This window comes from Flavobacterium xinjiangense (genome assembly GCF_900142885.1).
In the GTDB taxonomy this organism is placed as follows: domain Bacteria; phylum Bacteroidota; class Bacteroidia; order Flavobacteriales; family Flavobacteriaceae; genus Flavobacterium; species Flavobacterium xinjiangense.
Window position 1 is genome coordinate 67,401 of record NZ_FRCL01000010.1, and the last position, 16,250, is coordinate 83,650.

10 protein-coding genes are annotated in these 16,250 nt (G+C 32.9%); all 10 read left to right on the forward strand.

Translation table 11 applies throughout. From position 1 onward, the window contains the following. The first annotated feature begins 57 nt into the window (after window positions 1–57). The 10 genes from uvrA (at window position 58) to BUC23_RS17230 (ending at window position 16,249) form a co-directional block, all read left to right on the forward strand. Complete coding sequence (uvrA, locus tag BUC23_RS12415) at window positions 58–2,889, forward strand: excinuclease ABC subunit UvrA (protein WP_073209909.1); 2,832 nt, start codon at window positions 58–60, stop codon at window positions 2,887–2,889. Between the two features lie 234 nt (window positions 2,890–3,123). Then, entirely contained in the window at window positions 3,124–3,483 is a 360-nt protein-coding gene (locus BUC23_RS12420) for an endonuclease domain-containing protein (protein ID WP_279625702.1), read from the forward strand. 271 nt (window positions 3,484–3,754) lie between these two features. Continuing rightward, complete coding sequence (locus tag BUC23_RS12425; protein ID WP_073209913.1) at window positions 3,755–4,483, forward strand: LOG family protein; 729 nt, start codon at window positions 3,755–3,757, stop codon at window positions 4,481–4,483. A 190-nt stretch (window positions 4,484–4,673) separates the two neighbouring features. Beyond that, window positions 4,674–7,421 carry a gluzincin family metallopeptidase gene (locus tag BUC23_RS12430; protein ID WP_073209915.1) on the forward strand — a complete coding sequence of 916 codons (2,748 nt, stop codon included), beginning with the start codon at window positions 4,674–4,676 and terminating at the stop codon, window positions 7,419–7,421. 186 nt (window positions 7,422–7,607) lie between these two features. Next, window positions 7,608–10,016, forward strand: coding sequence for an alpha-ketoacid dehydrogenase subunit alpha/beta (locus BUC23_RS12435; protein ID WP_073209917.1), 2,409 nt, complete (start codon window positions 7,608–7,610; stop codon window positions 10,014–10,016). Window positions 10,017–10,159: 143 nt separating this feature from the next. Continuing rightward, window positions 10,160–10,423 (forward strand): hypothetical protein, encoded by a 264-nt coding sequence (locus BUC23_RS12440; protein ID WP_073209919.1) that lies wholly within the window; start codon window positions 10,160–10,162, stop codon window positions 10,421–10,423. Window positions 10,424–10,522: 99 nt separating this feature from the next. Then, a complete protein-coding gene (locus BUC23_RS12445) occupies window positions 10,523–11,200 on the forward strand; it encodes a peptidoglycan DD-metalloendopeptidase family protein (RefSeq protein ID WP_073209922.1) in 678 nt (225 codons plus the stop codon). Between the two features lie 3 nt (window positions 11,201–11,203). Next, window positions 11,204–11,680, forward strand: a complete 477-nt coding sequence (locus BUC23_RS12450) for a hypothetical protein (protein WP_073209924.1) — start codon at window positions 11,204–11,206, stop codon at window positions 11,678–11,680. Window positions 11,681–12,165: 485 nt separating this feature from the next. After that, complete coding sequence (locus BUC23_RS12455) at window positions 12,166–12,729, forward strand: helix-turn-helix domain-containing protein (RefSeq protein WP_073209926.1); 564 nt, start codon at window positions 12,166–12,168, stop codon at window positions 12,727–12,729. A gap of 1 nt (window position 12,730) precedes the next feature. Then, window positions 12,731–16,249 carry a PAS domain S-box protein gene (locus BUC23_RS17230; protein ID WP_208609319.1) on the forward strand — a complete coding sequence of 1,173 codons (3,519 nt, stop codon included), beginning with the start codon at window positions 12,731–12,733 and terminating at the stop codon, window positions 16,247–16,249. Window position 16,250 lies beyond the last annotated feature (1 nt).

Here is a 16,250-nt window from a genome sequence, read left to right on the forward strand (position 1 = left end):
AAACTGTTGTATCGAAAGAATAAATCAAAATGGTAACTTTGCTTTTTTGCAAAAATTATGTTAGACAAAGACAATACCATTGAAGTTCAAGGCGCTCGCGTTCACAACTTAAAAAATATAGATGTTTCGATTCCTCGTGAAAAACTGGTCGTAATTACTGGTCTTTCAGGTTCCGGGAAATCCTCCTTAGCTTTTGATACGATTTATGCCGAAGGGCAACGCCGTTATGTAGAAACTTTTTCTGCTTATGCACGTCAGTTTTTGGGTGGTTTAGAACGTCCCGATGTAGATAAAATTGACGGACTTTCTCCAGTAATTGCTATCGAACAAAAAACTACCAGTAAAAGCCCGCGTTCAACCGTAGGAACTATCACTGAAATATACGATTTCCTGCGTTTATTGTATGCCCGTGGCGCTGATGCGTACAGCTACAATACAGGCGAAAAAATGGTTTCCTACTCTGATGAGCAAATCAAGGATTTGATTATTCAGGATTTTACAGGAAAACGAATCAATATTCTGGCTCCGGTTATTCGCGCTCGAAAAGGACATTATGCCGAACTTTTTCAACAAATTGCCAAACAAGGTTTCCTTAAAGTTCGTGTAAACGGCGATATATTGGATATTACTTTGGGAATGAAATTAGACCGTTACAAAACACACGATATAGAAATTGTTGTGGATAGAATGGTTATTGATGATACGCCTGAAAATGAAAAACGTTTAACCGAAAGTATTAACACGGCGATGCATCATGGGGAGAATGTGTTGATGGTTTTGGATCAAGATTCTAATGAAGTGAGGTTTTTTAGCAGGAATTTGATGTGTCCCTCTACTGGAATTTCGTATCAGAATCCGGAACCCAATTTATTTTCTTTCAATTCACCGAAAGGCGCTTGTGACCATTGCAACGGATTAGGAACGGTAAATGAAATTAACCCGAAGAAGATTATTCCGAATCCAAAATTATCGATAAAAGCAGGTGGTTTTGCTCCTTTAGGCGAATACAAATCGTCCTGGATTTTCAAGCAATTGGAAATAATTGGAGAGAAATATGGTTTCAAATTAACGGATGCAGTTAACACCATTCCAGAGGAAGCGATGGAAATGATTTTGAATGGTGGAAAAGAAAAATTCACCATCAATTCTAAAGATTTAGGCGTTGCCAGAGAATACAAAATTGATTTTGAAGGGATTTCACATTTCATCAAAAATCAACATGACGAAAGCGGTTCCACAAGCATAAAACGTTGGGCAAAGGAATTCATGGACGAAATAAAATGTCCGGTTTGTGAAGGTTCGCGTTTGAAAAAAGAAGCGTTATTCTTTAAAATTAATAAAAAAAATATTGCCGAATTGTGCGATATGGACATTTCGGATTTGACCGCTTGGTTTCTTGATTTAGACAACCATTTATCTGATAAACAAAAGCGTATCGCTACTGAAGTAATCAAAGAGATTAAGGATCGATTGAACTTTTTGATGAATGTAGGTTTGGATTATTTGGCTTTAAGCCGAAGTTCAAAATCACTTTCGGGAGGTGAGGCACAACGTATCCGATTGGCAACACAAATTGGTTCGCAGTTGGTTGGTGTTTTGTACATTTTGGATGAGCCAAGTATCGGTTTACACCAAAGAGACAATGATAAACTGATTCATTCTCTCGAACAATTACGCGATATTGGAAATTCGGTGATTGTAGTGGAACACGATAAAGACATGATTGAACGTGCCGATTATGTGATTGATATTGGCCCTAAAGCAGGGAAATACGGAGGCGAAATTATCAGTAAAGGAACACCAGCCGAAATCTTAAAACATCACACTATTACAGCGATGTACATGAATGGCGAAATGAAAATTGAAGTTCCAAAAAAACGTAGAGAAGGAAATGGAAAATTCCTAAAACTGACTGGAGCAACAGGAAATAACTTAAAAAATGTTTCGATAGAATTGCCTTTGGGTAAAATGATTTGTGTTACTGGTGTTTCAGGAAGCGGAAAATCAACTTTGATTAATGAAACGCTCTACCCTATTTTGAACACGTATTATTTCAACGGTGTCAAAAAACCGCAACCGTATAAAAAAATTGAAGGCTTGGAACATATCGATAAAGTGATTGATATTGACCAAAGCCCAATTGGTAGAACACCTAGAAGTAATCCGGCAACTTATACGGAAGTCTTTACCGAAATCAGAAACCTGTTTACAATGACTTCCGAAAGTATGATTCGGGGATACAAAGCGGGTCGTTTTAGTTTTAATGTGAAAGGAGGACGTTGCGAAACCTGCGAAGGTTCAGGCGTCCGAACAATTGAAATGAACTTTTTACCCGATGTTTATGTAGAATGTGAAACCTGTCAAGGGAAACGTTTTAACAGAGAAACATTGGAGATTCGATACAAAGGGAAATCCATTTCGGATGTGTTGAATATGACCGTGGATGAAGCGGTTCCTTTTTTTGAAATGATTCCGAAGATTTACAGAAAAGTAAAAACCATACAGGATGTTGGTTTGGGTTACATTACTTTGGGACAACAAAGCACCACGCTTTCCGGTGGTGAGGCGCAACGCATCAAACTGGCGGGTGAATTGTCTAAGAAAGATACCGGAAATACGTTTTATATTTTGGACGAACCTACAACAGGGTTACATTTTGAAGACATCAGAGTGTTGATGGAAGTAATTAATAAACTCGTTGACAAAGGAAATACGATTTTGATTATCGAACACAATATGGACGTAATTAAACTAGCCGATTATATTATAGACATAGGTCCTGAAGGTGGAAAAGGCGGCGGACAGCTTATCGCCAAAGGAACACCAGAAGAAATTATAAAAATTAAGAAAAGCTATACAGCTCAATTCTTGAAAAAAGAGTTGTCTTAATTCCCCTCTGCTGGAGGGGTGTCCGAAGGGCGAGGTGGTTTAAATTTACTCCTATTTTCGCTACAATCAACATTTTTTTGTAAATTCATTTCTTAGAATCATACTGTCATAAATGACATCATTTTCAAAGGAGAGGAATAAAAAAGCAAATAGATGGAAAAAAATGGCGAAATAACCGCTTATATAAACACTTAGCCAATTTATAGAAATTTTATTGAAAACTTACCGTATAACATAAAACTAAAAGCAAGATCCCGAGTATTGCGTAAAGCAGGTGTGCTATCAGAAGTCATATTTTGGTTGCAAGTTCATAAGGGAATATTTTGGAAAATAGATTTTGACAGGCAAAGAATTATAGGCAATTATATCGTAGATTTTTATGTAAAAACTCTAGGATTAGTGATCGAAATAGACGGTTCAAGCCATCATAACAAAGAGGATTACGACCAAAAAAGAGAAGACTATCTCATTGCTCTAGGATTAAAGGTTTATAGAATCTCAGATTTAAGGGTAAAACATGATTTAAGTAATGTGATGAAGGAACTGGAGAGATATATTGTTGACGAATTTGGAAATAAAGAAACTTTTATCTGAAATTCAGACAAAAAAGCCACCCCGCCCTCCGGGCACCCCTCCAAATGAGGGGAAAAGCAGACAGAATAATTTTAGCCAAAGGAACGCCTGAAGAAATTATAAAAAATAAAAAAAGCTATACTGCGCAATTCTTGAAAAAAGAATTACTTTAGTATTCAAGAGTACTAGCCCAGATAGAAGAGGAAATCCTTATGAGCCGGGGTTCGGCTTATAAGATTGAAACGAATAGCTGGAAGTATCTCCAAAAAAATAAGATTATAAAATATAGAAGATGAGATTAGAAGATTTTGATAATGATGAGGATAAAGTTATCCAAGACAGATTAAAAAGAAAGACCTGGAACGAAATAAGAACCAATGACAGTTGGGCGATTTTTAAAATCATGGCCGAATTTGTAAACGGTTATGAGAGTATGGGACGCATAGGTCCGTGCGTAACTATTTTTGGTTCTGCCAGAACAAAACCAGAACATGAATATTATTTGCTTGCCGAAAAAATTGCCTATAAAATCAGTAAAGCTGGTTATGGCGTGATTACTGGCGGCGGACCAGGAATTATGGAAGCAGGTAATAAAGGCGCGCATTTAGGTGGTGGAACATCTGTTGGACTGAATATTGTATTACCATTTGAGCAACATTACAATCCTTATATTGACAGTGATAAAAATTTGAATTTTGATTATTTCTTTGTTCGAAAAGTGATGTTTGTCAAATATTCACAGGGGTTTGTGGTGATGCCAGGAGGTTTTGGTACTTTGGACGAAATGTTTGAAGCCATGACTTTGATTCAAACCAAAAAAATAGCCAAATTCCCTATTATTTTGGTTGGAACCAGTTTCTGGTCGGGATTGATTGATTGGATTAAAACAGTATTAGTCGAAAGAGAAGGTACAGTTCACGCGGAAGATTTGAATTTATTTAAAATTGTTGATACCGAAGATGAGGTCGTTGAAGTTTTAGATAAATTTTATAAAAAATATGATTTATCTCCCAATTTTTAAGAATAAGCTGCCTAAAAGCAGCTTTTTTTATTTTATTTTGAACCAATATTTCTTCATTTAATGTTTAATAATAAGTACATTTATTTTTTTTAAATTCTAAATTATTTACTTGAAATCATTCTATAAAATCATAGTTTTAATTCTTGTTTTATTGACGTCAATAAAACAATATGGACAACATCATTCTACAATGACTGTAGAATTGAATTCAGAGAATAAAACGTTGACTATAGTACAAGAAATGACTTTTTTCAATCAGTCGAATGATACTTTGACATCGATTGTTTTGAATGATTGGAACAATGCCTATTCCAATAAAAACACACCACTGGCCAAGCGATTTTCTGATGAGTTTTACAGAGGTTTTCATTTAGCGAAAGAGGCAGAACGAGGAAGTACCAAAAATTTGACTATTACGGATAAAAGTCAATTCGTACTTACTTGGGAACGGACAGAGAAAAACCCAGATTTTATAGTTGTTAAATTGGACCATCCAATATTTCCAAACCAAAAAATCTCGTTACATCTCTCCTATATTACTAAAATCCCAAGTGATAAATTCACTAAATACGGTTATAACGATAAAGGCGAAATGAACCTAAAAAACTGGTTCCTTACTCCTGCCCGCTATGAAAATCATGATTTTATAAGATACAGCAACAACAATTTAGATGATATCTCGAATGCTGTTTCTGACTTTGACATTGATTTGAAGATTCCTGCTACTTTAGAAGCTACTTCCGATTTAAATAATAATTCCCCAATCAAAAGGGAAGGTTTTTCTATCTATAAATTATTTGGGAAAAACAGAACCGATTTTAGTCTTTTTATAGAATCTAAATCCAGTTTTATCAGTTTTAAAAACAGTACTAACGAGGTGCTGACCAATCTTAAAGAAAATAAACTAAGTGCGGTTCAAAAAGCAATTATTATGGATCGTGTGATGATTTATGTCACTAAGCAAATTGGTCAATATCCACATGAAAAAATAATTGTTTCACAAACCGATTACGAGAGAAACCCATTTTATGGTTTGAATCAATTGCCCTCATTCTTGAGTCTGTTTCCGGATGAGTTTATTTTTGAAATTAAATTTTTGAAAACCTATCTGAATACTTATCTGAAAAATAGTTTACGATTAAATCCAAGAAATGACAACTGGATTTATGATGGAATTCAAGTGTATGCCATGATGAAATACATTGACGAAAACCATCCAAATACGAAGATGTTTGGTAGTATTTCCAAATTTAAATTATTAAAAAGTTATAATCTGACCAACTTAGATTTTAACGAGCAGTACAGCTATTTTTACATGCTTATGGCTCGTAAAAATCTTGACCAACCGTTAGGAGATCCAAAAAACACCTTAATAAAATTCAATGAGCAAATTGCGAGTAAATATCGTGCGGGTTTAAGTCTTTTATACTTGGATGATTATTTAAACCAGAATACAGTAAACAATAGTATTCGTCAATTTTACCTTCAAAATAAGGAAAAACAAACATCAAGAAATGATTTTGAAATCCTTTTAAAATCAAATACAAACAAAGATATTAACTGGTTTTTTAAAACTATTATCAGTTCCAGAGATATCATTGATTACAAATTTTCGCATGTTTCAAGAACTCAAGACAGTATTACTTTTTCCGTAAAAAGTAAAACAGGAGCTTTAGTTCCTATTCCTGTTTATGGTATTAAAAAAGGAGAAGTTGTTTTTAAGAAATGGCTCGATATACCAGAAATAGATAGCAGTTTTACAATAGAAAGACAAAATGTCGATAAAATCGTCTTAAACTATAAAAATGAAGTTCCAGAGTACAATTTAAGAAATAATTGGAAATCATTAAGGAGTTTTTATCCAAACAATCGTCCTGTGAAATTTAATTTCATGAAGGATTTAGAAGATCCTTACTATAATCAAATTTTGTACGTTCCGTCATTAACTTATAATTTATATGATGGTTTATCTCCAGGATTACGCTTACATAACAAAACGATATTAGATAAACCATTTATTTTTGATATAAACCCATCATATTCTACTAAAACTAATAATTTTTCCGGTTCTGGCTGGTTTGCAATCAGCCAAAATTATAGAGATAGCCGACTTTATAACATGAGATATTCGCTATCAGGCTCTTATTTCCACTATGCGCCGGATGCCTATTATCAGAAGATAAATCCAATGGTTCAAATGCGAATTAGACAAGAAAATTTTAGAGACAACAGAAAACAATTAATTATGTTGCGTCAGGTAGTGGTAAACAGAGAAAAGAGCGCTTTTGTTGTTGATAATTCAACGGAGAATTACTCGGTTTTTGATGCAAAATACTTTAATTCAAGAACAGAAGTCACCAATCATTTCAGTTTCACGTCGGATATTCAAATCGCAAGCAAATTCGGAAAAATTGCGAGTGAATTGGAATACCGAAAACTCTTTGAAAATAACCTTCAAATCAATTTAAGATTGTACGCTGGAAGTTTTTTATACAACAAAACCGATTCTGATTTCTTTAGTTTTGCTCTGGACAGACCTACGGATTATTTGTTTGATTATGGCTATTATGGAAGATCCGAAAGTACTGGTCTTTTTAGCCAGCAATTTATATTATCGGAGGGCGGATTTAAATCTAAATTAGCAACTCCTTATGCCAATCAATGGATTACAACGGTAAACGGAAGTTTTAATATCTGGAATTGGGTCGAAATTTATGGAGACTTGGGTTTAGTAAAAAACAAGGATCTGGATCCGAAATTTGTTTATGATAGTGGTATTCGCCTGAACTTGGTTACTGATTATTTCGAATTGTATTTCCCAGTATATTCCAATAACGGATGGGAAATAGCACAGAATAATTACAATGAAAAAATAAGATTTTTAGTTACTTTTTCACCAAAAACATTAATCAATCTTTTTAATCGAAAATGGTTCTAATCGATTGCTAAAATGATTTTTATTTACGTAATTATCATTAAAATAGTTATTTTAATGAATATAATAAAAAAAGAGGTCCATTTTACACCAAATTTATTGCAATAATTAAATTATATTTTTTTCAATGAATTATGAAAATAGCTAGTTTTTAATTAAATTTGCCTCACAAAGTTATACTTTTCAATTATGATAAAAGAAAAAACCAATTCTACATTGACATTTGAAGATTTCAAAACCGAAGTATTAAATGACTATAGAACAGCCATAGTAAGTCGGGAATGTAGTCTATTAGGACGTAAAGAAGTATTAACCGGGAAAGCAAAATTTGGAATATTTGGAGACGGAAAAGAAGTTCCACAGTTAGCCATGGCCAAAGCTTTCAAAGATGGTGATTTTCGTTCGGGATATTATCGTGACCAAACTTTTATGATGGCCATTGGTCAATTAACCGTGCAACAATTTTTTGCTGGATTGTATGGTCATACTGATATTGAACAAGAACCAATGTCAGCAGGAAGACAAATGGGTGGGCACTTTGCGACACACAGTTTAAATGCAGACGGAACTTGGAAAGATTTAACAAAACAAAAAAATTCAAGTGCAGATATTTCTCCAACAGCCGGGCAAATGCCAAGGTTGTTAGGACTAGCACAAGCTTCAAAGATTTACAGGGAAGTTTCAGGTATAAAAAACGCAAGTAATTTCTCTGATAAAGGAAATGAAATTGCTTGGGGAACCATAGGAAATGCCAGCACCTCAGAAGGTTTATTTTTTGAAACTATAAATGCTGCAGGTGTTTTACAAGTACCGATGGTAATGAGTGTGTGGGATGATGAATACGGTATCTCAGTACATGCAAGACATCAAACTACCAAGGAAAACATTTCTGAAATCCTAAAAGGATATCAAAAAGAAGAAGATACTAATGGATTTGAAATCCTGAGAGTAAAAGGATGGGATTATGTTGACTTAGTTGCAACTTATGAAAAAGCAGCGGCGATATCAAGAGAAAATCATGTTCCAGTTTTAATACATGTAAACGAACTTACACAACCACAGGGTCATTCTAGTTCAGGATCCCATGAAAGATACAAAGATGCAGCGAGATTAGCCTGGGAGAAAGATTTTGATTGTATTCGCCAAATGAAACTATGGATGATAGCCATTAATATTGCTTCTCCAGAAGAAATTGAAGCCATTGATCAGGAAGCCAGAAAAGAAGTATTGGAAGGAAAAAAAGCGGCTTGGAGTGCTTTTTTGAACCCTATTATTGAAGAACAGAAAGAACTTATTTCTTTGTTGCAAAAAGTAGCGGAAACCAGTAAAAATAAAGAAACAATTTTAAAATTCGTTTCTGAATTAAGTAGTAATAAATCTCCTTTGAAAAAAGAAATTCTTGTTGCGGCCAGAAAAACATTGCGATTAGTGATGAATGAAGCCGGAAAAGAGGAATTATCGCAATGGATAACTTCATATACTAAAAAAACACAGAAAAACTTTAGTAGTAACTTATTTTCTGAAACGGAATTGAATGTATTTTCAGTAGAGAAAGTTTTACCTGAATATTCAGAAAATGCGAAAGAAGATACGGATGGACGCATGATTTTGCGTGATAATTTTGATGCTATTTTTACTAAATATCCAGAAACATTGATCTTTGGCGAAGATGCAGGAAATATTGGTGATGTAAACCAAGGTTTAGAAGGAATGCAGGAGAAATACGGAGAACTTCGTGTAGCCGATGTAGGAATTCGTGAAGCAACCATTCTTGGTCAAGGTATCGGGATGGCATTACGTGGTTTACGCCCAATTGCTGAAATTCAATATTTAGATTATTTATTGTATGCCATCCAAATTATGAGTGATGATTTAGCAACATTAAGATATCGTACGGTAGGTAAACAAAAAGCGCCTTTAATCATACGCACACGTGGCCATCGTTTAGAAGGAATCTGGCATTCAGGATCTCCTATGGGAATGATTATAAATGCAGTGCGAGGAATTCACGTTTTGGTTCCAAGAAACATGACACAAGCTGCTGGTTTTTATAACAGTTTATTAGAATGTGATGAACCGGCTTTAGTAATCGAATGTTTGAATGGCTACCGATTGAAAGAGAAAATGCCGTTGAATTATGGTGAATTCAAAACCCCAATTGGTGTTGTCGAAACATTGAAAGAAGGAACAGATATTACCTTAGTTTCTTATGGTTCCACTTTGAGATTGGTACAACAAGCGGCCAAAGAATTGCTTGAAGTAGGTATTGATTGTGAGATTATCGATTTACAGTCTTTACTGCCATTTGATATCAACCAAGATGTAGTAAAAAGTATTGCCAAAACGAACCGTCTTTTAGTAATTGACGAAGATGTACCAGGTGGCGCTTCAGCTTATATCTTACAACAAATTATAGAGCAACAAGATGCCTATAATTATTTAGACAGTAAACCGCAAACTTTAACAGCAAAAGCACATAGACCTGCTTATGGAACAGATGGCGATTATTTCTCTAAACCATCTTCAGAAGATATTTTTGAAAAAGTATATGCTATGATGAATGAAGTAAATCCTTCGAAGTTCCCAAGTTTGTATTAAAAACATAATTTTTTATAAATTGATTTCCCAACTTGATTCAGGTTGGGATTTTTTTTGATTACTAATTAATCACTTGTTTATAAAAGAATAAAATATTAAATTGGTAATCAATTAATTAGTCAATAACCATAATAATAAATAATATGAAAAAAATAACACTGCTTTTAGGAATACTTTCGATTATGACAATTGTTTCCTGCAAGAAAAAAGACGGCAAACCTATGAACCCGCAGGTTCAAACAACTACCGTGACAACTCCCGCCGCTCCAACTCCTTCAAAACAAGTGAAAGACAGTTCGTCAATAATAGTTGGCACAAATGGCGTGAATGTTACTACTAAAAGTGGCACTACAAAAACTAGTGTAAATGTTTCAGGTGGTACAGCAAAAATTGAAGTAAAAAAATAAGATTCAGATATTCTCTTAATTAAAAGTTATAATGCCAATGTAAATTTTTTATGTTGGCATTTTTTATTTTATTTTAAGGTTTATTACAAATAATGCAAAATGAGCACATTAGAAACTATCTTAAAAAGTATTCAAAACGTCAAAGTAATCGAAGATTCTGTTGATAATAAATACTATACTCCTTTGGATTTATCCGTGTCAAATGCCTTTTTTTCAAAACAAGAAATTAGCACATCGACTGATTTTAAAGAATTTATTGAAAAATATTTAGCCAAAGGAAATTCAAAAGTAGCTTTTGGTGGTTACAACGAAGAACGCAATTTATACAAGCGAAGCACGGTATTCAATGACGCTGAAACAGAAGAACGAAATATTCACATTGGGTTAGATTTATGGATAAAAGCCGGAACTCCTGTCCTGGCGGCACTTGATGGAACAATTCATAGTTTTAAACACAATGTAGGGTTGGGGGATTATGGACCAACTATTATTTTAGAACACAAAATAGAAAGTCACACTTTTTATACACTATATGGACACCTTTCATTAGAAAGCATTGCTGAAATTGAAGTTGGCACTAATTTCAAAAAAGGACAACAATTAGCGACTCTGGGTAATGCAGCCATTAATGGAGATTATGCGCCACATTTGCATTTCCAAATTATAAAAAACATTGGAGATAATTTTGGGGATTATCCCGGGGTTTGTAGTAAAAATGATCTAGATTATTATTTAGACAACTGTCCAGATCCAAACATATTATTAAAAATCGCATAAATTATGAAAAAGATAATTCTCATTTTAGGTATCGTTTTGTTTATTAGTTGTAAATCTAAAAAGGTCGTTGAGACACCAAAACCTGCCGAAGTTACATTTGCAAAACTGATGCTGTCAAATGTCAGTGAACTTCAAAAAGACAAAGCTTATGAACTCGGTAAAAGAGTGCTGATGACCTGCAACACTTCCAAGTTTAAACCTTTTAACGAAAGTGAAGCTACGGCTTCGGTAATTCAAAACACAACCGAAGAAAGATTGACAAAAACCTGTACTAAATTTCGCCAATACTATGGAACTTTCAAAGACCTACAATTAGTCGAAATCTATAAAAACTACTTTGACAAATCACTGATTTTTCGTTATAAAGCATTATACACAAAGAAAGTAGCAAATAAAGAACTTCGTGTTTCGCTGAATGAAGAAAACAAAGTTTCGGCTATTAAATCACTAGATTGGACCGATAATTTTCAAGTGAAATAGAATATTTAGCATTGCCAACTGCTCCCATTTTATTTTAAAAAATTTATAAATTAGAAACCTTCTTTTTTTATCTTTTACATCAAAGAATAAAAATATAAGAAGGTTCTTTTATTTTAGTGTTTTTAATAAAAAAACATATTCACAAATTCTTTATAGCATCAAGAATTATAAGGCAAAATGAATCCTGCAAACTAGTAATTAATTGACTTCCAGACTTCTGTTTTTATAAAAAAATATAGTATTGATAGATGAATTTATAGGATTGTTATTTATTTATTTTAAAATCACTGCAGCTCTTAACACTTCAAATTTAATAGAAACAGCATTCTCTTCTCATTATCATACTTTATTTGTAAATTTAGAAAAAATATAAATCTGTGAATTTTACAATTTTTTTTTTTAGTTCTATAAGTTAAATTAGGAATAATAACATCATTTTTACATAATCAATTAAAAAAAATAATTTGAAACTATATATCAAATACATGGTTAGTAATCGCTGTAAAATGGCGGTAAAAGAGGAATTGAAAAAACTTGGGCTACATTTCATTGTTGTTGATTTAGGTGAAGTTGAAATCATGGAAAATATTTCTATGAGTCAACGGGAGCAATTAAAAAAAGTTCTTTTAGATTCAGGACTTGAATTGATGGATGATAAAAAGTCTATGTTGATTGAAAAAATAAAAAATGTGATTATCGAAATGGTACATCATTCTACTGAAAATATCAAAGTGAATTTTTCTGATTATTTAAGTGAAAAAATGAATCATGATTACACTTATTTATCTAATTTATTTTCAGAAGTTCAAGGAACTACTATTGAACAATTTATAATTTCACATAAAACAGAAAGAATAAAAGAATTGATTATTTACGGTGAATTGAATATTACCGAAATTGCCTGGAAAATGAACTACAGTAGTGTAGCACATTTATCGAGTCAGTTTAAAAAAGTCACTGGTCTCTCCCCTTCCCATTTTAAACAATTAAAAGACAAAAGACGAAATCCAATTGAAGAAATTGGAACTTCACAAGAAACAAATAATTAAAATGGAAACTTCAAGAACGCAGGATCCTCTATATACTCGTAGTTTAATTGAAGCCAGTTTAGACCCTTTTGTAACTATTAGTTTAGAAGGGAAAATTACTGACGTTAATGAGGCATCAATAAAAATTACTGGGATTTCGCGGGCAAAATTGATCGGTACTGACTTTTCAAATTATTTTACGGAAAGAGAGAAAGCAAAAAAAGGATATGAACAAGTTTTTGAAAAAGGATTTGTTGCAGATTTTCCATTGACGATAAAACATAGTGATGGAAAATTAACAGATGTATTGTATAATGCTTCTGTTTATAAAGATGAAAATGGTGGTGTTTTGGGTGTTTTTGCAGCAGCAAGAGATGTAACCGCTCAAAAATTATCATCTAAATATTCTCTAAGTTTAATTGAAGCAAGTTTAGATCCGTTGGTTACTATAAATATTGGCGGTAAAATCACTGATATGAATCAAGCTACAGTCAATATTACTGGAATAGAACGCAAAAAGTTAATTGGTTCAGATTTCTTTGATTATTTTACTGAACCTCAAAAAGCTCGTGAAGTATATCAAGAAGTTTTTGCTAAAGGTTCAGTTGCTGATTCTCCGCTTACACTTCGTCATAAAGACGGTAAGTTGACTGATGTATTATTCAATGGTTCCGTTTATAAAGATGACAGAGGGAATGTTTTAGGGGTTGTAATTGTCGCCAGAGATATTGCAGAGCAAAAATGGGCCACTGAATTACGTTCTGCCAACAAAGAATTGGCGTATCAAAATGATGAAAAAGAAAAACGAGCTGAGGAATTGGTTATCGCAAATGAAGAATTAGCATATCAAAATAATGAAAAAGAAAAACGAGCAGACGAGTTAGGAATTGCTAATAAAGAGCTCGCATATCAGAATGACGAGAAAGAAAAAAGAGCCGCAGAGTTAGGAATTGCTAATAAAGAATTAGCATACCAAAATGATGAAAAAGAAAAACGTGCAGATGAGTTAGTTATTGCTAATAAAGAATTGGCATATCAAAATGATGAAAAAGAAAAACGTGCAGACGAGTTAGTTATTGCTAATAAAGAATTGGCGTATCAAAATGATGAAAAAGAAAAACGTGCTGATGAATTAGTTATTGCCAATAAAGAATTAGCGTATCAAAATGATGAAAAAGAAAAACGTGCAGATGAATTAGTTATTGCCAATAAAGAATTGGCGTATCAAAATGACGAAAAAGAAAAACGTGCAGACGAATTGGTTATTGCCAATAAAGAGTTAGCATTTCAAAATGACGAAAAAGAAAAACGTGCAGACGAATTGGCAATTGCCAATAAAGAGTTAGCATTTCAAAATAATGAAAAGGAAAAACGTGCAGACGAATTAATAATTGCGAACAAAGAACTACGTTTTCAAAATGATGAAAAAGAAAAACGTGCAGCAGAATTACTGATTGCTAACAAAGAACTTATATTTCAGAATAAAGAAAAAGAAAAACGAAAAATTGAAAACAAAGAATTGGAAGATTTTAGCAATTCTTTAAAATTAGCTTCTCAATATTCTTTAAGTTTAATTGAAGCTAGCCGTGATCCTTTATTTACGATTAATCCAAAAGGTAAAATAACAGACACAAATGAGGCATCGGTAAGAGTTACAGGAATTTTACGTGAAAAATTAATCGGTTCTGATTTCTTTGATTATTTTACTGAACCACAAGAGGCCAGAAAGGCGTATCAGGAAGTCTTTGATAAAGATTTTATCGCAGATTATCCCTTAATTATAAAGGAGGATCATAAATTAACTGATGTTTTGTTGAATGGTTCCGTTTATAAAAATGAGGAAGGAGAAGTACTAGGTGTTGTTGTGGTTGCAAGAGATATTACGGATCAAAAAAGAATTGAAAAAGAATCGATAGAAGCTAGGCTTTTTGCAGAATTAGCAACTGAAATTGCAGAAGACGCAAAACTTAATGCTGAAAAAGCTACAATTATAGCGGAAGATGCCGTGAGAGCAAAACAACAGTTTTTGTCAAACATGAGTCATGAAATTCGTACACCAATGAATGCTATCATTGGATTTACGAAAGTGGTATTAAAAACAGAATTATCTGCCAAACAAAAAGAATATTTAACAGCTATAAAAATGAGTGGCGATGCATTAATTGTACTCATAAATGACATACTTGATTTAGCAAAAGTAGATGCAGGTAAAATGGTGTTTGAAAAAACTCCCTTTAAAATGAAGGCTTCCATATCTTCAATGCTTCATTTATTTGAAACAAAAATCCAAGAAAGAAATTTAAAATTAATACAGGAATATGATAACAAAATACCTAATGTTTTGGTGGGAGATCCAGTTCGATTACACCAAATAATACTAAATCTTGTAAGTAATGCTGTAAAATTTACGAATAAAGGAAATATTACCGTAGGAGTTCATATGCTGCATGAAGATAATGAAAAAGTAATTATTGAATTTGCAGTCACCGATACCGGAATTGGTATACCCAAAGCAAAAATAGATACCATATTCGAAAATTTTCAACAAGCAACTAGCGGTACTTCAAGATTATACGGAGGAACCGGACTAGGGCTTGCTATCGTGAAACAATTAGTTGAGCCACAAGGAGGTAAAATCCGAGTAAAAAGTATTGTTGATGTTGGAACTACGTTTAGTTTTACTTTAAGTTTTCAAAAAACAAATGCTGATGCTGTATTAGAAAACGAAATTTTAGAATTGGATACCGAAATAAAAGATATAAAAGTATTGGTAGTTGAAGATATTGCACTCAATCAATTATTAATGAAAACGCTGTTGGATGATTTTGGATTCGATAGAGATATTGCTGAAAACGGTCAAATAGCAATTGAAAAGCTAAAAACTAAAAAGTACGATATTATACTGATGGATTTACAAATGCCGGTTATGAACGGATTTGAAGCAACAGAATATATTCGTAATACAATGAATTCAAAAATTCCCATTATAGCTTTAACAGCTGATGTTACTACCGTAGATTTAGCTAAATGTAAAGCAGTAGGAATGAATGATTATATTGCAAAACCTGTTGACGAAAGAGTGTTGTACAGTAAAATAGTTGGAATACTAAAAAAACCAAAATTGGAGAAACTTAGTATAAAACTGAATGAAAATATTGGGATTAAAAATAGTTCGGAGAAAAAAATAAAATGTATTGACTTGGTTTATTTAAATCAACGAACAAAATCAAATCCAGCATTAATGATGGAGATGATTTCACTTTATTTAGAACAAACTCCTACCCTAATAAACACTATAAAGCAAAGTTTAGCTGACGAAGACTGGCTCTTATTAAGCTCAACTGTACATAAAATGATTCCTTCTTTTTCAATGATGGGAATACATCCTGATTTTGAAAATATGGCCAAAAAAATTCAGGAATATGCAAAAGCTCAAGAACAGAAAGACGGAATACACGACCTAGTCAATCAAATTGAAGATGTATGTTTGCAAGCCTGTTATGAATTACAAGAAGAATTTAACCTTATAAAAAATAATTAAC

What these genes read in the sequence shown, in the direction of transcription:
- BUC23_RS12455 (WP_073209926.1), top strand. Translation starts at nt 12,166, where the DNA reads ATGGTTAGTAATCGCTGTAAAATGGCGGTAAAAGAGGAATTGAAAAAA.
- BUC23_RS12450 (WP_073209924.1), top strand. Translation starts at nt 11,204, where the DNA reads ATGAAAAAGATAATTCTCATTTTAGGTATCGTTTTGTTTATTAGTTGT.
- BUC23_RS12440 (WP_073209919.1), top strand. Translation starts at nt 10,160, where the DNA reads ATGAAAAAAATAACACTGCTTTTAGGAATACTTTCGATTATGACAATT.
- BUC23_RS12425 (WP_073209913.1), top strand. Translation starts at nt 3,755, where the DNA reads ATGAGATTAGAAGATTTTGATAATGATGAGGATAAAGTTATCCAAGAC.
- BUC23_RS12435 (WP_073209917.1), top strand. Translation starts at nt 7,608, where the DNA reads ATGATAAAAGAAAAAACCAATTCTACATTGACATTTGAAGATTTCAAA.
- BUC23_RS12430 (WP_073209915.1), top strand. Translation starts at nt 4,674, where the DNA reads ATGACTGTAGAATTGAATTCAGAGAATAAAACGTTGACTATAGTACAA.
- BUC23_RS12445 (WP_073209922.1), top strand. Translation starts at nt 10,523, where the DNA reads ATGAGCACATTAGAAACTATCTTAAAAAGTATTCAAAACGTCAAAGTA.
- uvrA (WP_073209909.1), top strand. Translation starts at nt 58, where the DNA reads ATGTTAGACAAAGACAATACCATTGAAGTTCAAGGCGCTCGCGTTCAC.
- BUC23_RS17230 (WP_208609319.1), top strand. Translation starts at nt 12,731, where the DNA reads ATGGAAACTTCAAGAACGCAGGATCCTCTATATACTCGTAGTTTAATT.